Origin of the sequence: Flavobacterium sp. SM15, assembly GCF_022012335.1 — a bacterium.
In the GTDB taxonomy this organism is placed as follows: Bacteria; Bacteroidota; Bacteroidia; order Flavobacteriales; family Flavobacteriaceae; genus Flavobacterium.
The window spans coordinates 1-23,455 of record NZ_JAKLTO010000007.1 but is presented as its reverse complement, the minus strand read 5'-3'; the positions used below and the strand labels follow the sequence as shown (position 1 = coordinate 23,455).

General features: G+C 40.3%; 15 protein-coding genes and 1 tRNA gene. 10 read left to right on the top strand and 6 right to left on the bottom strand.

Annotation, left to right across the window (positions count from 1 at the left end):
- Positions 1-133 precede the first annotated feature (133 nt).
- The gene (locus tag LZZ90_RS11735; protein ID WP_237790890.1) at positions 134-4,252 is read left to right on the top strand and encodes a reprolysin-like metallopeptidase; all 4,119 of its coding nucleotides are present in this window, start codon (positions 134-136) and stop codon (positions 4,250-4,252) included.
- Between the two features lie 47 nt (positions 4,253-4,299).
- Here the strand turns inward: LZZ90_RS11735 and LZZ90_RS11730 are convergent, their stop codons facing one another.
- The 3 genes from LZZ90_RS11730 to LZZ90_RS11720 all read right to left on the bottom strand — a co-directional run bounded on the left by LZZ90_RS11730 (position 4,300) and on the right by LZZ90_RS11720 (position 6,836).
- Complete coding sequence (locus LZZ90_RS11730; RefSeq protein ID WP_237790889.1) at positions 4,300-5,172, bottom strand: cupin-like domain-containing protein; 873 nt, start codon at positions 5,170-5,172, stop codon at positions 4,300-4,302.
- Positions 5,173-5,285: 113 nt separating this feature from the next.
- Positions 5,286-6,383 (bottom strand): biotin synthase BioB, encoded by a 1,098-nt coding sequence (gene bioB / locus LZZ90_RS11725; protein ID WP_237790888.1) that lies wholly within the window; start codon positions 6,381-6,383, stop codon positions 5,286-5,288.
- Positions 6,384-6,756: 373 nt separating this feature from the next.
- Positions 6,757-6,836: transfer RNA gene (locus LZZ90_RS11720), tRNA-Leu, on the bottom strand.
- 192 nt (positions 6,837-7,028) lie between these two features.
- Here LZZ90_RS11720 and LZZ90_RS11715 point away from each other — a divergent pair.
- The 4 genes from LZZ90_RS11715 (at position 7,029) to LZZ90_RS11700 (ending at position 10,067) form a co-directional block, all read left to right on the top strand.
- Positions 7,029-7,970: a ribose-phosphate pyrophosphokinase gene (locus tag LZZ90_RS11715; RefSeq protein ID WP_237790887.1), complete on the top strand. Its 942-nt coding sequence runs from the start codon at positions 7,029-7,031 to the stop codon at positions 7,968-7,970.
- Between the two features lie 29 nt (positions 7,971-7,999).
- On the top strand, positions 8,000-8,608 hold the full coding sequence (locus tag LZZ90_RS11710; protein WP_237790886.1) for a 50S ribosomal protein L25/general stress protein Ctc: 609 nt from the start codon (positions 8,000-8,002) through the stop codon (positions 8,606-8,608).
- Positions 8,609-8,824: 216 nt separating this feature from the next.
- Complete coding sequence (gene pth, locus LZZ90_RS11705; protein WP_237790885.1) at positions 8,825-9,499, top strand: aminoacyl-tRNA hydrolase; 675 nt, start codon at positions 8,825-8,827, stop codon at positions 9,497-9,499.
- A gap of 40 nt (positions 9,500-9,539) precedes the next feature.
- Complete coding sequence (locus LZZ90_RS11700; protein WP_237790884.1) at positions 9,540-10,067, top strand: hypothetical protein; 528 nt, start codon at positions 9,540-9,542, stop codon at positions 10,065-10,067.
- Positions 10,068-10,115: 48 nt separating this feature from the next.
- Here the strand turns inward: LZZ90_RS11700 and LZZ90_RS11695 are convergent, their stop codons facing one another.
- Positions 10,116-12,809 carry a reprolysin-like metallopeptidase gene (locus LZZ90_RS11695; RefSeq protein ID WP_237790883.1) on the bottom strand — a complete coding sequence of 898 codons (2,694 nt, stop codon included), beginning with the start codon at positions 12,807-12,809 and terminating at the stop codon, positions 10,116-10,118.
- Positions 12,810-12,937: 128 nt separating this feature from the next.
- Positions 12,938-16,306 carry a reprolysin-like metallopeptidase gene (locus LZZ90_RS11690; protein ID WP_237790882.1) on the bottom strand — a complete coding sequence of 1,123 codons (3,369 nt, stop codon included), beginning with the start codon at positions 16,304-16,306 and terminating at the stop codon, positions 12,938-12,940.
- 149 nt (positions 16,307-16,455) lie between these two features.
- Between LZZ90_RS11690 and LZZ90_RS11685 the strand changes: the two genes are divergently transcribed.
- The 3 genes from LZZ90_RS11685 to LZZ90_RS11675 all read left to right on the top strand — a co-directional run bounded on the left by LZZ90_RS11685 (position 16,456) and on the right by LZZ90_RS11675 (position 19,320).
- Positions 16,456-17,397, top strand: coding sequence for a bifunctional riboflavin kinase/FAD synthetase (locus tag LZZ90_RS11685; RefSeq protein ID WP_237790881.1), 942 nt, complete (start codon positions 16,456-16,458; stop codon positions 17,395-17,397).
- Positions 17,390-18,700, top strand: a complete 1,311-nt coding sequence (locus LZZ90_RS11680) for an HTTM domain-containing protein (protein ID WP_237790880.1) — start codon at positions 17,390-17,392, stop codon at positions 18,698-18,700. Before LZZ90_RS11685 ends, LZZ90_RS11680 begins: the two co-directional genes overlap by 8 nt.
- 164 nt (positions 18,701-18,864) lie before the next feature.
- Positions 18,865-19,320, top strand: coding sequence for a hypothetical protein (locus LZZ90_RS11675; protein WP_237790879.1), 456 nt, complete (start codon positions 18,865-18,867; stop codon positions 19,318-19,320).
- On the opposite strand, the gene LZZ90_RS11670 is transcribed toward LZZ90_RS11675, so the two are convergent.
- Positions 19,317-20,075, bottom strand: a complete 759-nt coding sequence (locus LZZ90_RS11670) for a UDP-2,3-diacylglucosamine diphosphatase (protein ID WP_237790878.1) — start codon at positions 20,073-20,075, stop codon at positions 19,317-19,319. The two genes, LZZ90_RS11675 and LZZ90_RS11670, sit on opposite strands and share 4 nt — an antisense overlap.
- Before the next feature lie 518 nt (positions 20,076-20,593).
- Between LZZ90_RS11670 and LZZ90_RS11665 the strand changes: the two genes are divergently transcribed.
- Together LZZ90_RS11665 and LZZ90_RS11660 are read left to right on the top strand one after the other, a co-directional pair.
- A complete protein-coding gene (locus tag LZZ90_RS11665) occupies positions 20,594-20,902 on the top strand; it encodes a hypothetical protein (protein ID WP_237790877.1) in 309 nt (102 codons plus the stop codon).
- 11 nt (positions 20,903-20,913) lie between these two features.
- The coding region (locus tag LZZ90_RS11660; protein ID WP_237790876.1) for a PKD domain-containing protein at positions 20,914-23,455 on the top strand (2,542 nt) is incomplete at its 3' end.

The window sequence follows — 23,455 nt, the reverse complement described above, 5'->3', positions numbered from 1 at the left end:
ACTCTTTTACAAAAAGCGTCAGGATTAAATTCTTGACGCTTTTTTTGTTTTTGTTATTTTTTTAAGGAATTGTTAAGGAATTGTTGTGAAAAATATATAATATTGCGATAACTTAACTAACCAACCCAAAAAAATGAAAAAAATCCTACTAATTGCTTTCTTGCAATTAATGGCGTTGTCTTTGTGCGCTCAAAAAAAAGCGTTATGGGCCGAGCAAGCAGGTTCTGAATTACCAACGGAATATCTTTTGCAAAGAACAGTTCAGCCTAAACAATTCAAAATCTTCACTTTAGATTTAAGCGCAATTCAGCAAGAATTAAAAAATGCACCAAGTAGAGAAGTTGCTTCTGCCGCAACTGGTTCTGTTATAACCATTCCTAACGATGAGGGGGTTTTGGAACGTTTCACCATTGTAGAGGCTTCTGTAATGGAACCTGAATTACAGGCGCGTTTTCCGGAAATTCGTTCCTATGCGGGACAAAGTATGGAACATCCTTCAACAACAATTCGTTTTAGTGTTTCGCCCCAGAAAGGGTTCAGTGCCATTATACGAACGGCAGAAAAAGGAACTTTAATTATTGATCCTTTAACCAAAGATCTTAAAAAATATATTGTTTTCCGAAGATCCAATAATTCGGGAAGTAAACTCCCTTTTGATTGTTCAACACCTGAGAGTATGCTTTCCGGGAAAGGCTTTGAAAATGAAATCCTGAACAATGCCGACGACAGCCAACTAAGACGTTTCCGTTTGGCAATGTCTTGTACCGGAGAATACACCTCGTATCACGGTGGTACTGTGGCAGGAGCTATGGCGGCTATCAACACAACTGTTACGCGGGTTAACGGCGTGTTTGAAAATGATTTTAATGCCACGATGGTGCTCATTGCCACCAACTCGAATGTTGTGTATACCAACGCAGCTACCGATCCTTATTCACCAGCTGCTCAATTGTCTAACTGGAATGCCGAATTGCAGGCCAACCTGACTGCAGTAATCGGTGAGGCAAATTACGATGTTGGTCACCTGTTCGGAGCTACCGGAGGTGGAGGTAATGCGGGCTGTATCGGCTGTGTTTGTGTTAACGGACAAAAAGGAAGCGGCTATACTTCTCCGGCAGACGGAATTCCGCAAGGAGATAATTTTGATATTGATTATGTGGCGCACGAAATAGGACATCAATTTGGTGCGAATCATACCTTTACCCATTCTACTCAGGTTGCCGTTGCACAATTAGAACCGGGAAGCGGAAGTACCATTATGGGTTATGCCGGAATTACCGGGGCAACCGATGTTCAGGCGCACAGTGATGCTTATTTTCATGCCATCAGTATTCAGCAGGTAACTAATAATATTAAGGGAAAAGCCTGTGCTGTGGTAATTCCAACAGGGAATGCTGTTCCTACTGCCAATGCGGGGGCTGATAAATTATTTCCGATAGGAACGGCCTTTAAATTAACAGGATCAGGAACCGATGCCAATGGAAACGGGACCTTAACCTATTGTTGGGAGCAGATGGATATTGGAGACGCAACCACTACCTATCCAAGTACAACCAAAACTTCGGGGCCAAATTACCGTTCGTTTACCCCAACGGCTAGTCCTACACGCCGTCTTCCGAATTTAGCCGGTCACGTTGCAAACGGTGTTAATGGAAACATGTGGGAGATTCCCTCAGGAGTTGATCGTGTTTTTAATTTTAGATTAACGGTAAGAGACAATAGAGCGGGTGGTGCTTGTAATGAAAGTGATAACATGACCGTTACCGTTGATAATGCCTACGGGCCTTTTGCAATTACCTCTCAAAGTACCTCCGGAATTAGTTGGAATCAGGGGAGTACCCAAACCGTAACCTGGTCGGTAAATAATACAACGGCTTTGGCGGGTTCTGCTAACGTAAACATTTTGCTTTCCACTGATGGAGGACTGACTTTTCCAACTACCCTAATTGCTAATACTCCAAACGACGGTACACAAACCATTACGGTTCCGAACGTTTCAGCACCGTATTGTCGTCTTTTAATTGAGCCAACCGGTAACGACTATTACGCTATTAATACCACAGATTTTGCCATCGGTTATACGGTAGCGACCGTTTGTACTACCTATACTTCAAGTCCGAATGCAAACATAGTGGAACAAAATCCATTGGCTTATCAGACTTTTTCAGTGAACGTACCGGATAGTTTTGTGATTTCCGATGTGAATGTAAGCACGAATCTTTCACACAGGGCGAATCAGGTTTATTTAGGGGTAAATCACCCAGATTTAAGCTTTGTGCAGTTGTACAGAAGCGACGATTATAACTGTGGAAACGCCGTCAATCCATTAATTACAACATTTGATGATTCCGGCGCTGTTTTTTCTTGCGCAGGTGCAGGCACTGGAAATTCCTATCAACCTGCAAGCCCATTGGCAGCGTTCAACGGTAAAAATTCGGCAGGAACCTGGAGGTTTAGAGTGGCCGATGTTGTAACGACCGGAGGTCCTTCTAACTCAGGAACTTTAAATAGTTTTTCTGTTGAATTGTGCCGACAGGTAATTACTGAGCTTGTGGTAGCTTGTGGAACGATAACTTCAACTTGGAACGGATCGGCTTGGTCCAATGGAGTTCCTAATAAAAATGTTGCCGTAACGATTAATGGAAATTACAATACTGCTACGCATGGGAACCTTGAGGCCTGTAGAGTAACGGTAAATTCAGGTTTCACCTTAACTATTGCAGCCAATACCTATGCGCAAATCACCAATGATTTAACGGTGAATGCTACGGCTGTGGTAGATGTGCTGGATCAAGGTTCGTTGGTTATGACAAATGATGCTGGTGTGGTAACCAACAATGGAACGATGAACGTGCGTAAAACGTCTTCAATGTTTGATATGTATGATTATACGTTTTGGTCGCCGCCCGTTGTAAATGCAACTATAGGAAGTGCTTTTTCTGCATGGCAGCAAAATTATATTTATAAGTTGAATACGGCCAATTTCCGTGATGATAACAATGATTCTCACGATGATAATCAGGATGCGTGGGTATTCACTCCTCAAGCAGAAGTAATGACCTCCGGAAGAGGGTATGCGGTAATGGGGAATACCTCAGGAACATTTCCAAAGCAGCAGAATGTGGTGTTTACCGGACGTGTAAACAATGGAGTGGTAAATACGCCATTGAGTTTGAGTCAGGACGGTACCAAAAACTCCGACGATTTCAATTTAATCGGGAATCCATATCCTTCTGCTATTAAAGCGGATGATTTTATAACGGCCAATGCTGGTGTTATTTCCGGAACGCTTTATTTCTGGACTCATGAAGGTAATATTCAGGTTGCCGCTGTAAACCCTGGGCCGATGGGGATGAATTTTAGTGCTGATGATTTTGCCTATTATAATCTGAGTGGGGGAACTTCCACTCGTGGAGGGTTGCTTACCGGAAACGGAAACGGAAACGTGCCAAACGGATATATTGCTTCGGGTCAGGGGTTTCAGGTGGATGCTTCGGCCAATGCGAATGCGGTTTTCAATAACAGTATGCGTAGTGCTACGTATTCTAATGCGAATTTTTATCGAACAGCTTCAGCACCGGTTGAAAAAGACCGACTTTGGTTGAACCTGACCAATCCGGAAGGGATTTACAGTCAGCAATTGATTGGTTTCTTCCCTCAGGCTACTTCCGGTGTTGATGAAGCCTACGACGGTTTTTATGTGAAATCCGATACGTATGCTGCCTTTTATTCGATGATTAATGATACGGCTTATAAAATTCAGGGCAGAGGCGCTTTCGATGTAAATGATGTGGTGCCGTTAGGATTCCGTTCCGCTTATGAAAAGACTTATACGGTTTCTATTGGCGATATCGAAGGTGTTTTACGTTCTCAAAATGTTTTCCTTGAAGATTTACAGTTGAACATCGTACACAATTTAAAAGATTCTAACTATGTGTTCAGTACGCCGGCTGGAGAATTCAACAATCGATTTGTGCTTAGATTTACCAATACAACTTTAGGGAATACTGATTTTGAAACCCTAAGTAATGCGGTAACGGTTTATACAAACTCAGAAGTAAATATTGCTTCCGGTTTAGGGCAAATTCGTGAAGTTGCGGTTTATGATGTTTTAGGACGTTTACTGGCAGAAAAGAAAAATGTTAACAGCAATTCGACTTCATTTTCTACGATAAGAAAAACACAAAGTGCTTTAATTGTTAAGGTAACTTTAGAAAGTGGTCAAACGGTAGATAAAAAGATACTTTATTAATCGAAAGTTATGTTCAAATAAAAGTCCCGAGTTAACTCGGGACTTTTTTATTTAACGATGTTTAAATTTTTGTGTGTTCTGATCACTGCCTGCTCATTTTTGTAGTCAATCCATTGTTGGCCTTTCCACTTGCGCATCAGCCCGTCGAAATGACGCATTACAAAAATGTTGTACACGGCATAATACAAACTGCTTAGTTTTCTCGGGTAAGCCCTAAGGCTCATTGAAAATCCCGGAGTAAGATATTTCATGTAATGCCAATAACCTTCAGGCATGTAGAGCATTTCGCCATGATTTAAATTACAGATTAATCCTTTGGCTTGTTTTAAAGCGGGCCATTTTTCAAAATCGGGGTTGTCAAAATCGATGTCTTCCCTAGAAATTAAAGCATGAGGCACTTTGTACAGATAAGGTGTTTGGTTCGGCGCGAAAAGGATGCACTGTTTTTTTCCGTGGAAATGAAAATGCAGTATGTTGGAGTAATCGATGTCGTAATGGATGAACACTTTTGAATTTTCTCCGCCAAAGAACAACATCGGTAATTGTTTGATGAGTTTTAAGCCGATATCGGGCCATTTAAAGTCGTTTTGCAGTTGCGGCACCTGTTTCATCAGGTTGTAGAGAAAAATACGGTAATTGGTGGGTTTGGATTGCAACAAGTCGATGTACTCGCTCATTTTCATTTCGGCATGGGCCTCGTTAAAACCGTCTTTGTGGGAAACCGGGCGGTCGTCATACAAAGGAACTGTTTTTTCACCCGCAAGGTCTTTGATGTAATTTAAATTCCATTTTTCAAAGGCCGGCCAATCGGAAGTTAGCTGTTCTATTACCAATGGTTTTTGTTTTTTTACATAATTGTTGTAAAACTCCTCTTTTGAAATGGTTTTTACACGCTCAATCTCGGTTAGATGTAACTTCATATACGGCGATTAAAATTTTTTGCAAAAAAAATGCTCTCAGCGAAAGGGGCTAAGAGCAAAGTTAAGAAAGCTTTACGTTACCGTAAATATATTTTTGTGAGAAAATTAAAGAATTAGCAGCACTCTTTACCTTTTTCCTGTGCTTCTAGGTTTCTTTCGATGGTGTGCCCTGGTCGTGACCATTTTGGTTTTTCACCCAACGCCTGAAACTTCGAATCTTCTGCCTCCACGGTTTCCGGCTGCATTAATTTGATGAAGGGTTTTTGTGGTTGCAATCCTAGTAATTCAAACATTTTCATGTCTTCGTTTACATCCGGGTTTGGAGTCGTTAACAATTTGTCTCCGGCAAAAATCGAATTCGCTCCGGCAAAGAAACACATCGCCTGTCCTTCTCTGGACATTTGGGTTCTTCCGGCAGACAAACGCACTTGGGTTTCCGGCATCACAATTCTTGTGGTGGCTACCATACGGATCATTTCCCAGATCTCCACTGGTTTTTCGTCTTCCATTGGTGTTCCTTCCACAGCAACCAAAGCATTAATCGGCACGGATTCCGGTTGAGGGTTTAACGTTGATAAAGCCACTAACATTCCGGCTCTGTCTTCGATGCGTTCTCCCATTCCGATAATTCCGCCGCTACAAACCGTTACGTTGGTTTTGCGCACGTTCTCGATGGTTTGCAAACGGTCTTCGAAACCGCGTGTGGAAATTACTTCTTTATAGTATTCTTCGGAAGTGTCTAAATTGTGGTTGTAAGCGTACAATCCGGCTTCTGCCAAACGAGCGGCCTGATTTTCGGTTAACATTCCCAAAGTACAGCAAACCTCCATATCCAGTTTGTTGATAGTACGCACCATTTCCAATACCTGATCGAATTCCGGCCCGTCTTTCACGTTTCTCCAGGCAGCGCCCATGCAAACGCGGGAAGAACCGCTTGATTTTGCGCGTAAAGCTTGTGCTTTTACCTGAGAAACCGACATTAAATCGTTGCCTTCGATATCAGTGTGGTAACGGGCAGCTTGTGGGCAATACCCACAATCTTCCGGGCAACCTCCGGTTTTAATTGATAATAAAGTGGAAACCTGAACCACATTCGGGTCATGGTGTTCGCGGTGAATGGAAGCGGCTTCGAAAAGCAAATCCATTAACGGTTTGTTGTATATCGCAATGATTTCTTCCTTAGTCCAGTTGTGTCTAGTTGGTGTGCTCATACGTCATTAGTTTGTTCGGCTCAAAAATAGGCAATTCGGTACGAAGTAAAAAATTTTGTTAGGAGTGTTTTTAAACGGCTTTGTGTCATGGTTTTAGGAGCTTAATTGATAGGGCCATGCTATTTTTATAAAAGGAAACTTAAAGTATTGAAGAAATTAGTTAATGTTTTAAGAAACAGATTGTAAAAATTGAATTGAGCTAATGAATTTTTGTTACTGCTCAAGTAAAAATTAAGAACATAACTGTATTTTTTGAGTTGTTTTTTCAATGGATATAGTTTTTGGTTCTATTAATTTGGTGTTGGGGCTTATCTTGATTGAGGGAGAGGAAACAATGGAAATAAAAAAAACCTCTCATTGCTGAGAGGTTTTGTACCGCGGGTGGGAATCGAACCCACACACCTAAGTACACGAGTTTGAGTCGTGCGCGTCTACCAATTCCGCCACCGCGGCTTGCGGGCTGAGATGTTTTTAAAGCATCTCTAGAAATTGATTGTTTCAATTTGTGGGTGCAAATGTAACTAAAAATTCGAGATATAATCAAAAAATAAAAGAAAAAATTGCTTTCAGAGTTGAATTTAATTTCTAAATTTGCACCGCGTTAGAGCAACACAACACTCAACTAACTACAAAACAACAAATTAAATGTCACACATTGAACCGGAAGCAAAAATTTTTGCATGTTCTCAAAGTGTCTATCTTGCTGAAAAAATTGCAGCGCATTACGGTGCAGAGCTGGGCAAGGTAACGTTCTCTAAATATAGTGATGGCGAGTTTCAGCCGTCTTTTGAAGAGTCTATCCGCGGATTGCGCGTATTTTTGGTGTGTTCGACTTTTCCAAGTGCCGATAATTTAATGGAACTTCTGTTAATGATCGATGCGGCGAAAAGAGCTTCGGCAAGACACATTACCGCAGTAATCCCATATTTTGGATGGGCGCGTCAGGACCGTAAAGACAAGCCGAGAGTTCCGATAGGAGCGAAACTGGTAGCTAAATTATTGGAATCGGCAGGAGCTACAAGAATCATGACCATGGATTTACATGCCGATCAGATTCAGGGGTTCTTCGAAAAACCGGTAGACCACTTGTTCGCTTCAACTATTTTCTTGCCGTATGTAAGAAGTCTGAATTTAGATAATCTGACTATTGCATCCCCGGACATGGGAGGTTCGAAAAGAGCGTATGCGTATTCCAAGTTTTTGGAGTCGGATGTGGTAATCTGCTACAAACAGCGTAAAGCGGCCAACGTAATCGATACCATGGAACTGATTGGAGATGTGCGCGGACGCAATGTAATTTTGGTAGACGACATGATCGACACCGGAGGAACCTTAGCCAAAGCGGCAGACATGATGATGGAGCGTGGGGCTTTAAGTGTTAGAGCAATTTGTACGCACGCCATTTTATCGGGAGGAGCCTACGAAAAAATTGAAAATTCTCAAATTCTGGAGTTAATCGTAACGGATTCAATTCCATTAAAAAGAGAGAGCGCTAAAATAAAAGTTGTATCTTGCGCCCCATTATTTGCAGAGGTAATGCACATGGTACAAAACAACACTTCCATTAGCGGGAAGTTTATAGTTTAGAATTTTATTAATTATTTAAATATTTCACAATGAAATCAATTACGATCAAAGGATCTGAAAGAGAAAGCGTGGGCAAATCGGCAACGAAAGCAGCACGTAATGCTGGAATGGTACCTTGCGTGTTATACGGAGGAGATCAACCAGTACATTTTATCGCTGAGGAAAAAGCGTTTAAAAGTTTAGTTTACACTCCAAACGTACACACAGTAGTACTTGATTTGGCAGGTGGTAAATCATACGAGGCGATCCTTCAGGACATCCAAATGGACCCAGTTTCAGACAAAATTTTACACATCGACTTCTACCAGTTAGATCCTAAAAAGGAAATCACTATGGAAGTACCGGTAAAAGTGGTTGGAACTTCTCCAGGTGTATTATTAGGAGGTGTTTTACGTTTGAACCAACGTAAATTAAAAGTTAGAGCTTTGCCTGCTAACCTACCTGACTTCGTAGAAGCAGACATCACTCCACTTGAAATGGGTAACAAATTGTATGTAACTAAATTGGCTACAAACAACTTCAAATTGTTACACCCAGACAACACGGTTGTGTGTCAAGTGAGAATTTCTCGTGCGGCGATGAAAGCTGCTCAGGAAGCTGCAAAAGCAGAAAAAGGAGCAAAAGGAAAGAAAAAATAATTTTTCGATTCGATCCATATCAAAGAGTCCCGGTTTTTATCGGGACTTTTTTTATTTATTTTTTGAAGCGATTGGCTTGGGCTGTTTCAGTAATGGCACTTCCCGCTGTTTGTTATAGTTCTCCGCTGCGCTGCGAAGCTGTCACTTCCATCGGGGCTATTAGAGCGGCTTTAAGGTGCTTTTGGAAACCTTTTGAAATTCCACTACTTTTGTGTTATGAAATGGCTTAAAAACATCTTCAAAAAAGAAAATTCCCCAAATGAAGCAATCGATCCCGTGAAATCGGAGCTTCTCGAACTCCACAATAAAAATAGTAACGAAGTGAGTAAAAAATTTTTAATCGTAGGTTTAGGCAATATCGGAGCGGAGTATGTGAACACACGCCACAACATCGGCTTTAAGGTATTGGATCATTTGGCCAAAAAAGAAGGACTGAATTTTGAAACCGCCAAACTTGGAACGGTATGTGAATACAAAATCAAAGGCAGAACGCTTATCCTTTTAAAACCTAATACCTACATGAACCTTAGCGGAAAAGCGGTTCAGTATTGGATGGAGAAGGAAAAAATCGCCAAAGAAAACATTTTGGTGATTACCGATGATTTGAATTTGCCTTTCGGTACCATCCGTATCAAACCCAAAGGAAGCGATGGTGGCCATAACGGACTTAAAAACATTCAATTGGTTTTGAATTCTTCAGACTATCCGCGTTTTCGTTTTGGGATCAGCGATGATTTTAAAAAGGGAAAACAGGTAGATTACGTATTGGGAGAATGGGATGAGGAAGAAAAAACCAAACTTGCCGAACGTATGGATCTAGCACTTCAGGCTATTAATTCGTTTGCTCTTTCCGGATTAGGAAATACCATGAGCGAATACAACGGAAAATAGTTGGCCAACTTTTTGGTATATTTATACAAAACAAATAAAGATGAAAAAGTTATTCTTGTTGCCCCTTTTGTTCTGCTTTTCCTGTAATTGCACCAAACTAACAACCAGTACAAGTTCGGCGCCTGTTCAGAGTAAAATAGAAACGGTTTGCCCGGATGATGGAACCTGTACGTTGGAGTTTTATAAAAACAAGGAGATGGTTATCGTTAAAGACGGTATTGGAACCATGTCCTACAAACTGCAAGACAACCCGAACACTTCGGTTGTTTATTACCAATACAAGCGCACTACCGATCCAGCGCTCCAGGATGCCAGTCATCGAGAAGAAATTGTTTTTGAAATTGAAAACAATGCTTCCAGGCTCGATTTAAACAATGGTGAATTGCAGCAAACCAAAATGCTTTTCGGACGTCATTGTTTCTGTAGAGGGCAGGCCGGTTATTTCAGAGTTGTGCAAGGAACACTTCATCTGAATAATGAAAAAGGCGTGCTCGACTTTGCCCTTGACTATAAAATTAAAGAAGTACCGCAAACACTCACGCAACTGAAAGGTTCGTTTAAACAATAAAAAAAGCTCCTTTTTAAAGGAGCTTTTTAATTTAATATACTTAGTGAATTAGTTGATTACAATTTTCTTCACTTCTTTTTTGTCACCATCCTGAACGGTTACCATGTAAATTCCAGACTGAACATTGTTCAATTGTAAATTTTGGTTAAACGCTCCAGTGTTTTGGTAGTCTTTCTCGAATACTAAACGTCCTCTTAAATCGTGAACCCCAACTTTAATGGTGTTGCTTGATTGTGAATCAAACTGAACTGTAAAGTTACCGTTGTTCGGGTTTGGATAGATTGAGAAGTTTTGTAAGCCGAATGATTCCGAATTTAAGGTTATCGTAGTTTCAGTACGGCATAAATTTAAAGTAATACTAGAGATAGTGTTTCCTGCCACAGTACTTTTTGCAGCTAATAACCATTGACCGGCAGAGTTCATTCCGTCAACACCTGTTAAGCTGGTAAGTGGCTTGTAACTTTGACCGCTATTAGCATTTCCGCAAGCGAAAGCAGCGCCTTCATCGTCAAATTTCACATTAAGGTTTGCAACAGCATTTCCGCAACCTGATGTAGGTCCGTCAAATAATACAAAATCAACAACGCTAGATCCTGGTTTTACAAGTCCAAACGATACTTGGTTAGTTCTTGCAGCATTAGCAACTACAGTTACGTTAGCGTCAGTAATTGTATAGCTGTCGGTTACTCCCGGAGGCGCTGGTAAATTGAATGCAGCCCAAGAAGTCTGAAGGTTAGGGTTTGCAAATACAGTTCTGGTGTAATCGGTACAAATTGTTTGAGTAACTACTGTATAACCGATTGAAAGGCTTTTTGAAACGGTATAGTAAATGTTTCCTACAGGTTCAATTTTGATTCTACAATATGGAGCTGCGATGTTAGGAACGGTAATTGTTTCCGTACCATCATTTGCAGTGTTTGCTACTAAAGTTGAGTAGGTTGTTCCGCCATCTGTAGATAACATGATGTTAACGTTTGTAGTATTGATTGGTGCTGCATTGGTTGGTCCTACGTTCCAAGTAATAGTTTGTGTAGAACCTTGGTTCCATGAGGTGTTCTCAACATTTGGAGAGGTAATTGCAAAAGGAGTTCCTGCAACAGTTGTAACAGTCATGTTGGCTCTTGCTGTTTGACCACCTGTTGGTGTTTGGTTGTCACGTACTACTAAAGCAAAGTTCATGGTGCGGGCTACAGTTGGTAATACTTCCCAAGTTGATGGCTGTCCTGATAATACACTCTGAGCATTAGGGAATGATCTGCTTGGAGAAGTTGTAGGGTTAAGTGATCTGAAGTTTGGTCCAGATGTTTGCGTTGGGCTTGGAATGTCGATTCCGTTAGCTGCATTGGTTTGCTCCCAGCAATAAGTAAGAGCCGCTGAAGGATTTGCATCTGTCGCGCTTCCGGTTAAAACGAAAGGAGTTCCGTTAGGAATAGTGTAATTTGTTAAAGAGGCAATAACTGGAGGTGTGTTGCTATTAGCCGCTTGTGTTGCGCAGTTTCCTGCTCCGGTCATGAAAGCAGTCATTTTAGCAATACTTACCGCATGGAAATATGGGTCGGAGTTCGACTGTACATTGTTAGTACAAATACCGGCATAAGCCATAATGGTTGTTCCGCTTCCTGGTTCTACTGCATCTGCAGCACTTGCGTTTCCGGTACATGATCCTCCGGTTCCGCTAAACGTGTGAGGTCCTCCAAACTGGTGGCCCATCTCGTGTGCAACATAGTCCACATCATAAGGGTCTCCAACCGGCGCAGGAGATCCTGTAATTCCTCTTGCTTTGCTAGAAGAACATGGTGAGTTTAATTGAGCTAGACCTCCACCGCCTGTACTTACAGTGTGTCCGATGTCATAGTTTGCCGATCCGATAGCAGCATCAATTTCAGTTTGACTTTCGTTGATTAAGCTGGTAGCTGTTGAGTTACTGAAATTGTCTGTACTGATGAAGATAATTGCGTCGTTGTTAGCAATTAAGTTCATTCTTAAGGACATGTCTTTCTCGTAAATACCGTTAACACGTGTCATTGTAGTGTTCATGGCAGCCAAAACCGTTGCTTTTTTTTCAGCGTCTGTAGTTTCAGTTTGTGGAGAAGCGTTAACATGGTAAGCTGCATACTCAATGGTACACGCCATAGCCAAACGGTATTGTCTGAATTTTCCATCGGTTGCTTTTAAAAGACCGGTGTTTATCTCAGAAGCAACTTCTTCAGGAGAATCTTCCACCATACAGCTGAAAGTTCTGGTATTTTTGATGTCTTTTCTGCTGTAAACGATGTAATTGTTCAAGTCTTTTGTGTAGGTGTCAATATAATAGGTTCCGGCTTCACCTGAAGTCATCATTACATGTAAACCAAAAAGAGAAGTACTGAAACGAATGGTGGCGGTTTTATCTTCGATACCTTTACCTACATAAGATTTGATGTCTGGATATTTGTCGGAAAGTCCTTTTTCCATAACCGGTGCTTCGTAAATCACGTAGTTTGAAATCTTTCCAGTGTAGTCCGGGAAAGAAACAACAGTGTTTGAAGTAATGCCTGAAGTATCTAAAGGTGCTGTAGATAAGGCGTTTTTAAGTTCTGAAAAATTTACTGAAAACAATTCAAACTTGTCTGGATTTGACATCCTTTCAAATTTGGATAAAACAGCAACTTTTTCTTCTGAGGTTTTGTTCCAAAGTTTACTTTGGGAAAAACCATTCCAGCAGCTTAGTGCTAAAATAGAAACAAGTAATGTTTTTTTCATTTTTAATGTTAGTTAATGTTAAGTTTTGTCAAAGTTAATTTTTTTTTGTAAAACTGCAAATTTCAATCACTTAAATAAAAAAGGCGTCAATAATTGACGCCTTTTTTTGAATTTATCTCAAAATAGAATTATTGGATAGCAATTCGTTTTGCTTCTTTTTTGTCTCCGTCTTGAACGGTAACAATGTAAATTCCAGCCTGAACGTTGTTTAATTGTAAATTCTGGTCGAAAGCTCCTGTATTGCTGTATGATTTGTCAAATACAAGTCTTCCGCTGATATCATGAACATTAATTTTGATATCATTTCCTGAAGTTGAGTTTAAACGAATGTTGAAAGCTCCGTTATTTGGATTCGGGTAAATTGTGAATCCGTCAAGTTGGTTGTTTTCTTGAGTTCCTAAAGCAGTAACAGTACAGATGTTTAAGCTCCATGAATTTAATGAACCACCATCTTGATTAGCAGCATCACTAATTCTTAAAGTCCAAGTTCCGGTAGAGTTTTCCCCGTTAAATGCTGAAAGAGCCTGAGTTGATTTTACAGTTCCGCTGATACCAGGGTTGGTTCCACAAACTACCGCTATTCCTGAATCGTCAAACGTAGCGTTTATGTTTTGGATAAGTGTGTTGGTACAAGGTCTTGCGTATAATTGAACCTGAGTTCCGGTTGGACTGATTAAAGTAGCCGTCAAGTCGTTAATCCAAGAGTGGGTAACGTTCATTGTAAGGTTAACATCACTAATAGTTCCTCCAGCAGGAATGCTTAACGTTGAGTTAATTGTTGGAGTACCGGAAGCTGAAATCGTTAATGGGATGTTTGTAGACGAAGCGTTTGCGCAAGTCACAGTTCCCGTTGTGAATTTATAAGCAGTACTGTAAACTCCACTACAAGATGAGTTTTTAGGCAATACTCTCCAGAAATAATCTGTAGCTTGGTTTAATCCACTCACGCTATAGTTTGTTGAAGCTGAGTTTCCTGAACTGATGATGTTAGTGAAAGCATTATCAGTAGCAACTTGTACATCATAATTTGTAGCATTTCCGTTTGCAGCCCAAGTAAGGTTAACAGCTAATCCTTGTCCGTTTGCATTATCTGCCGGTGTTGTCAAAGACATTGCTGTGAAACTTGAGTTGAACAATTCAAAATAGTAAGGTACTGTTTTTGAAGTTGCTCCAGAAGTAGCCGTTACCATAATGTTGTAAATTCCAGGTGTAGCAGTTGCAGTATTGCTGATTGTCATAGTTACTGTTCCGTCTGCTGAAATTGTACTTGGTGAAAACGTTACTGTTGAACCTGCAGGGTTTCCAGTAGCAGAGAATGAAGTAGTTCCTGAGAAACCATTAAGCGCTTTGTAAACAATATCATAAGATACATCCGTTCCTTGACAAGCTGACTTGTTTTGTCCTCCGTCAGTTCCGTTGAAAGCTACCGAGAAAGTAGTTCCTCCAGCAGGTACTAAAGAGTTAATATTGGAAATATCGAAGAAAACGTTGCCGTTAGCTTTTACCATATAACGGTTTGCAGAACCTAAATTGTTAGGAACAGTGATGGTTTCACTACCATCATTAGGAACTCTGCTCGCTAATAATGTTGGGTAAGTATAACCTCCGTCTGTAGATAAATAAATGTCTACATATTTAGCGTTGATTGGAGCTATATCTGTATTAGCTACATTCCAAGTAATGGTTTGGTTGGTTCCAGCTGCCCAAGAAACCGCAGTGTTTGGACCTGTTACTGTAAAAGGACCAGCAGTTGCAACTGTTGTAATTTTCATGTCTGTAAAAGAGGTCTGTCCTACAGTAACCGGAGCTGTTGAGCTGTACGGTGCGTTATCTCTAACTGTTAATCTGAAATTCAAATCACGAGCTACAGAGCTTAATGCTTCTGATAACATTCCTGCGTCTCCACCTACTTGTGATGTTGTAGCAGAGTTTGCAACAATTGATTCGATTTTAGGGAAATATCTTGAAGGAGAAGCCGTTGGAAGCCAAGAAATAAAGTTTGGTCCAACAGGTTTGTTTGCTCTTGCACCACTGCTAGCTCCTGTTTGAGCTCCACCATCGTCGTTTTGTTCCCAACAATAAGTTAGAGGATCGTTGTTAGCGTCTGTTGCAGCTCCTGTAAGTACAAACGGAGTGTTGATCGGAATTGAAAAGTTTGCAACAGCACTTACTACCGGAGCCACATTGTTAGCGCTGATTGGAGTAGTAACCGGACATGTTTTTGTGGCTAAGTTTGCTTGAATTTGAGCAATTGTAGCTTCGTGATAAATGTCTATAGAGTGAGGTGCCACATCTTGAGAAGTAATACCCGCATAACCCATGATGGTTACACCAGAACCTACTTCTTTGTTAACACCAGAACCCTCGTTGCTGTTTGAGAAGGTGTGGTTTCCTCCTAATTGGTGACCAACTTCGTGAACAACGTAATCGATGTCGAAGTTATCTCCTTCCGGAATTCCGTCTGCAGGAGAAGTAATACCTGATCCTTTGTTGTTGTCTGTTGTGCTTGAAGTGTCGTTAACACAAACACATCCAATACATCCGGCGTTTCCACCACCTCCAGAAGCACCAAACATGTGTCCGATGTCATAAGCGGCATTGTTTGCAGCTAATGAAGTAGAAGGTCCAGTCAATGAAGAGCTTAATGCGTTCTGTAATTGAGCGTTCCACTGGCTTAGTGTGGTTGAGTAAGGGTCAGTAGCCGGATTACAGTAAATTACGTTTGTTGTACTTGCTACAAGATTTAAGTGTAAAGCCAAATCTTTTTCATAAACACCGTTACAACGGGTTAATGTTGCATTGAAAGCAGCTAAAACCATTGCTTTGTCTGCAGCAGTTCCAGCTGTAGAAGCGCCGTGGTAGTTTGCGTATTCTCCGTTACATGACTGAGCTAAACGCATGGTTTTTAACTGACCAGCATCTGATTTGTTAGTGTTTGGGATTTGACGGTCAAGGTTTTCCATCATGTGTTTGTCGTCTGTTGAACACGCCCATCCGTATTTCCCTTTTTCTCTTTGAGAGTTGTAAACAGCGTAAACGGTACGGTCTTTAGAATACGGTTCCATGAATTCACTTTCCTTGTCGGCTCTGAAAATCATGGTTTGGATTCCTTGTGGAGAAATACTTAATTTAACGGTCGCATAACGGTCAGTGATACCTCTTCCGGAAAACGCTCTGATTTCAGGGAATTGCGCTTGTAAATCCGCCTCGAAGTTTGAAGCTTCATACATTTCGAACTGTTCAATACCTCCTTTTGCAGTTGGTAGTGAAATAATAACACTTTGTCTTGACGTTTTGTCTACCGCTGAAAACAACGCCTGTTTAATCGGGTTGATGTCCAGTTGGTACAAATCGTACTTTTTCGGAAATGCTTGGCGTTTTACACCTTTAGCAGTCTCGAAATTACGGCCTTTGGCGGGGCTCCAGGCCTTTTCAGTTTGTGCCTGAGCGGAAAAACTCATTGCGGCCACAAACGAAAACAGTAAAATTCGTTTCATTTTTTTAGTTATTAGATAGTTAAGGCTTCAAAAATACATTTATTTTTGATTTTTTTTAAATTTTTCTTAACAAATTGATAAAGGTTGTAAAAATGTATTTAATTTTCTAAAATAATCAGCATTAATTACCTTTGCCCAAATGTATTCTTTTGAAAATTTTTAACTCCATACCAGAATTTAATGCGTCATCACCTACGGTGGTAACACTAGGTACCTTTGATGGTGTACATCTTGGGCATAAATCCATATTAGATAAAATCATATCAGGCAGCAAAGAACTTGGTTGTGAGAGTTTAGTGCTTACGTTTTTTCCACATCCCCGGATGGTGTTGCAGCAGCATTCCGATATTAAGTTATTGAATACTATTGAGGAAAAATCGCATTTGCTTTCCAGATGTGGAGTGGATAATTTAGTGGTTCATCCTTTTGATGCAGCTTTTTCTAATCTTTCTGCTGAAGAGTTCGTAAAAGAAATTCTTGTTGATAAATTCAAAATAGCCAAAATCATTATTGGCTACGACCATCGTTTTGGTAAAAATCGTTCGGCAACCCTGGACGATTTGATTTTTTTTGGTAAAAAATACGGTTTTGAGGTGGAACAAATCTCGGCTCAGGAAATTGATCAGGTTTCCATCAGTTCGACCAAAATCAGGAATGCGCTCGATAGTGGAAACATCGCTTTGGCCAATCAATACTTGGGCTATAACTATTTTCTTTCCGGACAGGTTGTAGAAGGGAAAAAATTAGGACGCACCATCGGTTTTCCAACCGCTAATATTAAAATTGATCAAGAGTATAAGTTGGTTCCTCAAAAAGGAGTTTATGTTGTTTCTTCTAAGATTGATGGTAAGAAGGTGTTTGGGATGATGAACATAGGCGTTAATCCTACTGTGGGTGGAACGGTTCCTTCTGTAGAGGTTCATTTCTTGAATTTTGATGGAGATTTGTACGGAAAGCAAATTCAGGTTGCCCTTCACCAACGTATTCGAGATGAGGTTAGATTTCCTTCGGTTGAGGCTTTAAAGGAGCAATTGCATCAGGATCAGCAAACTACAATCGAGTATATTCAAAAACATTTGTTGGATGAATAACAGCTTGTTTCGGCAAATAGACAACAGTGCGCTGATTCTTTTTCGGATGCTGTTCGGCTTTCTTTTTGCCTGTGAAGCTTTTGGAGCTGTTTTAACGGGTTGGGTCAAGCATAATTTTCTGCTTCCGGAATTTACCTTTTCGTTTATTGGTTTTGAGTGGCTGCAACCCTTGCCTGGTTACGGAATGTATGGGTATTATTTTGCAATGGGAATGCTCTCGATTGCAGTAATGCTGGGCTATCGTTACCGATGGAGTGTTGGCTTGCTTACCCTGCTTTGGTCGGGAACTTATTTCATGCAGAAAACCTCATACAATAACCATTATTACTTGTTGATGCTGGTTGGTTTGATTCTGTTTTTTCTTCCAGCCAACAGGTATGCTTCTTTGGATGTAAAGCAAAAAAGGGTTGTGGAACAGCTTTCAATGCCTTCCTGGTGTGCTTTTGTGATGATTTTTCAAATGGCTATCGTTTATTTTTTTGCCACTCTTGCCAAATTTTACCCCGACTGGCTCGATGGAACCTATACACGGATTTTGTTTTTTAACATAGCCGAAAACAGTTGGATTAATGTTGTTTTCAGACAGCATTGGTTCAGTCTTTTTATTGCTTATGCGGGTATCGCTTTTGACGGATTAATTGTTCCGATGCTGCTTTGGAAGAGAACAAGAACGCTTGCAGTTGTTGCGGCATTGTTTTTTCATCTGTTCAATTCGGTTTTTCTAAAAATTGGAATTTTTCCTTATTTCGCTTTAAGTTTTGCGCTTTTCTTTTATCCTCCGGAAACCATTCGTGCATTGTTTTTTAAAAACAAACCGGTTTTTAACACGGAAAATGCTCTGCTTCTTAATCAAGGTAGAAAAATCGTATATCTTTTTTTTATCCCTTATTTTATCTTACAGTTTCTTTTGCCTTTACGACATTGGTTTATAAAAGGAGATGTTTTATGGACCGAAGAAGGGCACCGACTCAGTTGGCGCATGATGTTGCGTGAACGAAGCGGAACCCTGCATTTTAGAATCCTTGATAAAAAGAATAAAACCTTAATTTCCGATTCTTTTGAAGAGCATCTTACTCATATTCAATGGAGTGAAATGGCTACAAAGCCCGATATGATTTGGCAGACGGCTCAACGAATCAAAGAATACTATTTTAGTAAAGGTATCGAGGTTGCTGTTTTTGCGGATTGTTCGGTTTCGGTAAATCGCAAACCTTCCAAACAACTCATTGATCCGAATGTGGACTTAGCTTCCGTAAAATGGGATTGGTTTTCTCATTCTAGCTGGGTGCTTCTTTACCGTTAATCGGTTTTAAATTCTATTTAACTAATAATTAGCGTGCCGGTAAACCGAGTATTGAAAAATATTCTTTACATTTGTTAACAGATGCTATTTTTTATCAGACTATTGTTTGATTTATTGGTATTTTCGTTATTTAAATCGTGTTTAACTGTTAAATTTGTAATGCTATGATTAAGTCAAGAGAATTTAGAAACGGTTTAATAATCTTTGTTGGTATTGGTGTGTACTTTCTTGCCATGGAGCTTATGGGCTTGTCCAACATTTTTTATCTGAGAATCTTAAACATTTTTATTGTGCTTTTAGGAATTAACCGCACCATTAAAGCCAACATTCACGATGGAGAAACCAATTATCTTTATAATCTTACCTCGGGAGCAATGACGGCTTTTATTGGGGTGATTTTAAGTGTGATAGGGCTTAATATTTACATCCATTTACGTGGAGGTGCAGAATACATTAAGACTCTTTCCGAGGCATTTCTTTTCGGAGGCAGCCCTTCAATTTACCAATACTGTGCCGGTTTGCTTTTTGAAGGCTTGGCTTCTTCGGCAATAGGGGCTTTTGCGTTAATGCAGTATTGGAAAGGTAAAACCTATACCGACGGGCATTTAAGCCATCATTAATGGTTGTATTTTTTTAGTTCGAAATCTTTTCCATCGAATACCCCATAAGTAAAATATCCAATCCAGTCACCTAAATTAAAATACCTCGAGTTGTCTTTGAGCATAATCTCGAGGGGTAGGTGTCTGTGTCCGAAAATAAAGTAATCATAGTGTTTTTCAGTCAATTTTTTTTTCGAATACTGAACTAACCATTCGCCTTCCTCTCCCAGATATTTTACGTCTTCTTTTCCGGAAATCAATTTGTTTTTTACCGAAAGGTATTGTGCTAATTTCACTCCGATATCGGGATGCAGCCATCGGAACAATGTTTTGGATAAAGGGTTTGTGAATACTCTTTTCATGCGCTTATATCCTTTGTCTCCGGGGCCTAAACCATCTCCGTGTCCGATAAAAAATTCTTTTTCGCAAATGGTGAAGTGCTTTGGTTTGTGATAAACCGGAATGTTGAGTTCTTTTTCAAAATAATCATACATCCATAAATCGTGGTTTCCTACAAAAAAGAAGATGGGTATTCCGCTGTCTCTTAATTCTGCTAATTTTCCAAGGACCCTTACAAAGCCTTTGGGAACTACGGTTTTGTATTCAAACCAGAAGTCAAAAAGATCACCTAAGAGGAATAAAGCATCGGCATCGTGTTTTATTTCGTCCAACCAAACCACAAACTTTTGCTCTCGGGGAGCACTTTTTTCTGCTGTTGGTGCTCCAAAGTGTTGATCGGATGCAAAATAGACTTTTTTAGCGTTCGGTAATTTCATCAATTGCAGATTTAGGTTCAAATATATGAAATTCACAGGAATTTCTTTTGCGCACAGTTTTTACAGCTTTTTTTTTTCGATTAAACACCCTTTTTGTCGTTTTTTGACTTTTTTAAACTTCTGAAATTATTAATAAACCATTCTTTTTTGTTAAATAATCTTTTAAAACACTTGTAAACACTGAATTCTTTACAGTTTAAAAAAAAATTAATAAAAAATATAAAATATGTTATAAAAATGTATATTAGACCAATTTTTAAATTCTTGTAAAAATTGTGTTAAAATAACTTAAATAGTAAAATTATTTATGAAACAAAATTACATTTCAGCATTCTATAACGTTCGAACAAATGAAAAGCAACAGCCTGCGCTTTTCAAGATTCATCAGTTGTTTAAGTAATCTTCATTTTACGGTTTTGCTAAACTAATCTCTCCTGATTTCATCAGTATGTACTGTTGTTGTCGGATTTTCTATGCTAAATAATTACATGAAATAACTAATTAAACCTTTCTAACTAATGAAAAAAGTATTCCAATTGCTGTGTTTTTTAATGCTTACACTGAGTCTTTTTGCTCAGGAAAAGAATAAAAGCAACGGTTTGAGTATTGATGAAAAGTTGAAAAAATACGAAGGAACTTTTCAAATCCAGGTGAAAAACCCGAGAAGTAAACCGGCTATTCCTTACAACATTGATGAAATCATCGAACAAAACCGATCTGAAAACCAAGTGAAATATGTTCAATTGGGAACCGAAGTACGGTTGATGATTTTACCCAAAAAAGGTATTCAGAAGAATGTAAAACTCGAACTGATTTCAACCTATTAGAATAAATTCTTATGAAAAAACTATACTTTTTATTCTTAACCTTATTGTCCCTACAGGCAATGGCGCAGGTGCCTTCCAACGATACCTGTGGAAATGCCCAAGCGGTGGCTTTACCTGCTTCGGGTTCAATTTGTTTTAATTCTTCCAACCTGAATGCTACCAGTGATAACAGCATTACCTGTGATACCGCTGGTCCGGGTAAGGAAGTTTGGTACACATTCATTGCCACAAATGCAAACAACACGGTGATTGTTACTCCAAATGGAGCTTCCCCGATTACCAATGCTGTTGTAACGATAAAGACATCGAATTGTGCTACTGGTACCTATGATGTTTGTAATGCGGCAACAGGATCAGCGGCCGCTTCGGCAACGGTTGGATTAGTTCCAGGGACACAGGTGTGGGTTTCGGTAGAGTCCAACGGTAGCGGTACCGGAACTTTTGAAGTTTGTATTAATTCTACCCCTCCAAGCAGCAGCCCAGGAGACGGTTGTGCATCGGCAACAAATGTTTGTAATAAAGCCAGTATGTCGTTTCCTAGTTTAGCAGGTTTTACGGCAAGTGGTGTGCAGCCTTCTTGTTTTTTTGCCGCCGTTAGAAAAGACGTTTGGATTCAATTTACAGTTGGAGTAACTGGAACCCTTGAATTTATGGGAAATCCTATTGCTGCCGACGAATACGATTGGGCACTTTATAACGTTACCTCAGGATGTTTAGGTACTTTGGTGTCGTGTAATTACAACTATGCAACCCAAGTAGCCATGGGCGGTTGTGCCAGTCCGGGATCCAATTTCGGGATGTTGACCAATACAACAGGTCAGACGTGTCCTGCAGAATTCAATGCTCCAATAACAGTGACGGCAGGTCAAACATATGCCTTGCTGATTGATAACTTTAGTCAAACCAATAACGGATTTACCTTAGATTGGGGAGGGACGTTCCAGATGGGAACTTTATCCTCTTTTACAGTTAGTCCACAGTCTTCTTGTACGGTTCCGCAAGTAGTGACCATTACCAATAACTCTATTGGGGCATCTACTTATGCTTGGAATTTTGGTGATGGAACAACTTCTAACAGTCCAAATCCGGGAACACATACTTATACAGCCACGGGAGATTATCTAATTTCATTAGTGGTGACCGGAAACGGATGTACCAGTGTGTCTTCACAGCGTGTTAATTTAAATGCTGGGCCGGTTATTGTGGTTAACCCAGCAAGTGCTTCAATATGTAATGGGCAAAGCGTTAACCTGAATGGAGTGGTGTCACTTGGAACGCCTTATAACGACAGACAGTTTTCTAGAACTGTAAATACGGCCATTCCTAATAATAACGCAGCAGGTTTAACCGATAACATTACTTCCTCTGGTATGGCAAATACTACCTTAACAGCAGGAATGTTGCAATCCATTTGTTTTACAATAAACCATACCGAACATTCAGACATTGGTAGAGGTCCAACACCAAATGCGGTAACGATAACCGTGAATGGAAATACGTATAATTTCACTCCGCTTCCATTGGCCACTTTCAGTGGAACAAGAACTTATTGCTTTCCTCAGACTGTTTTAGATGCAATTAATGCAGCGGGAGGAAATTCCAATACAACTTGGACACTTAAAGTTGCAGATAATAGAGGCGGTGGTGGAGGAACCGGAAGTTTAGTTTCATGGGATGTTATTTTAAGAGACACTAATGCAATTGTGAGTTATTCTTGGAGTCCGACAACCAACATGGCTAACAGTACTACATTAACTCCAACGGTTTCTCCAACAAGTAATATTACCTATGCTTTAACTGCAACGGACCGCTTCGGATGTAGTTCCACTTTTAATGTACCGATCACCGTTAATGCAATTCCGGCAACTCCAACAGCAAGTGCTACGGTTCAACCTTCGTGTATGAGTCCAACCGGAACGATAGTAGTAACAGCTCCGGTAGGTGCAGGTTTGGAATACAGTATTAATGGTGCAACTTATCAAGCATCGACAACTTTTGCAGGATTGGCTCCAGGTACCTACAATGTTACTGTGAGAAATACGGCTACTGGGTGTGCTTCTTTAGCAACTCCGGTAGTAATAAATCCTGCGGCAGGAGCCCCAGCAGCACCGACCGCTAGTGTAACGGTTCAGCCCACGTGTACCACTCCAACAGGGACAATCGTAGTGACTGCGCCAACAGGAGCTACTTTGGAATATAGTATCAACGGAGTAACTTTTCAGGCCGGAACTACATTTTCTAGTGTAGCACCTGGAATTTATAACGTAACTGTTCGCGATACAGGAACTGGTTGCTCAGCTGCTTCTTCAGTAACCGTAAATCCGATTCCGGCTAACCCGGCAGCACCGACTGCGAGTGTGACAGTTCAACCAACGTGTACCACTCCAACGGGAACAATTGTTGTAACGGGTCCAAGCGGAGCTACTTTACAATATAGTGTAAACGGAGTAACTTATCAGGTTTCAACTACTTTTACAGGACTTACCCCAGGAGGATACAATGTAACTGTTCGCGATACGGCTACGGGTTGTGTTTCTTCGGCTACACCTTTAA

What these genes read in the sequence shown, in the direction of transcription:
- LZZ90_RS11735 (WP_237790890.1), top strand. Translation starts at nt 134, where the DNA reads ATGAAAAAAATCCTACTAATTGCTTTCTTGCAATTAATGGCGTTGTCT.
- LZZ90_RS11730 (WP_237790889.1), bottom strand. Translation starts at nt 5,172, where the DNA reads ATGAAGTTACATCTAACCGAGATTGAGCGTGTAAAAACCATTTCAAAA.
- bioB (WP_237790888.1), bottom strand. Translation starts at nt 6,383, where the DNA reads ATGAGCACACCAACTAGACACAACTGGACTAAGGAAGAAATCATTGCG.
- LZZ90_RS11715 (WP_237790887.1), top strand. Translation starts at nt 7,029, where the DNA reads ATGTCACACATTGAACCGGAAGCAAAAATTTTTGCATGTTCTCAAAGT.
- LZZ90_RS11710 (WP_237790886.1), top strand. Translation starts at nt 8,000, where the DNA reads ATGAAATCAATTACGATCAAAGGATCTGAAAGAGAAAGCGTGGGCAAA.
- pth (WP_237790885.1), top strand. Translation starts at nt 8,825, where the DNA reads ATGAAATGGCTTAAAAACATCTTCAAAAAAGAAAATTCCCCAAATGAA.
- LZZ90_RS11700 (WP_237790884.1), top strand. Translation starts at nt 9,540, where the DNA reads ATGAAAAAGTTATTCTTGTTGCCCCTTTTGTTCTGCTTTTCCTGTAAT.
- LZZ90_RS11695 (WP_237790883.1), bottom strand. Translation starts at nt 12,809, where the DNA reads ATGAAAAAAACATTACTTGTTTCTATTTTAGCACTAAGCTGCTGGAAT.
- LZZ90_RS11690 (WP_237790882.1), bottom strand. Translation starts at nt 16,306, where the DNA reads ATGAAACGAATTTTACTGTTTTCGTTTGTGGCCGCAATGAGTTTTTCC.
- LZZ90_RS11680 (WP_237790880.1), top strand. Translation starts at nt 17,390, where the DNA reads ATGAATAACAGCTTGTTTCGGCAAATAGACAACAGTGCGCTGATTCTT.
- LZZ90_RS11675 (WP_237790879.1), top strand. Translation starts at nt 18,865, where the DNA reads ATGATTAAGTCAAGAGAATTTAGAAACGGTTTAATAATCTTTGTTGGT.
- LZZ90_RS11670 (WP_237790878.1), bottom strand. Translation starts at nt 20,075, where the DNA reads ATGAAATTACCGAACGCTAAAAAAGTCTATTTTGCATCCGATCAACAC.
- LZZ90_RS11665 (WP_237790877.1), top strand. Translation starts at nt 20,594, where the DNA reads ATGAAAAAAGTATTCCAATTGCTGTGTTTTTTAATGCTTACACTGAGT.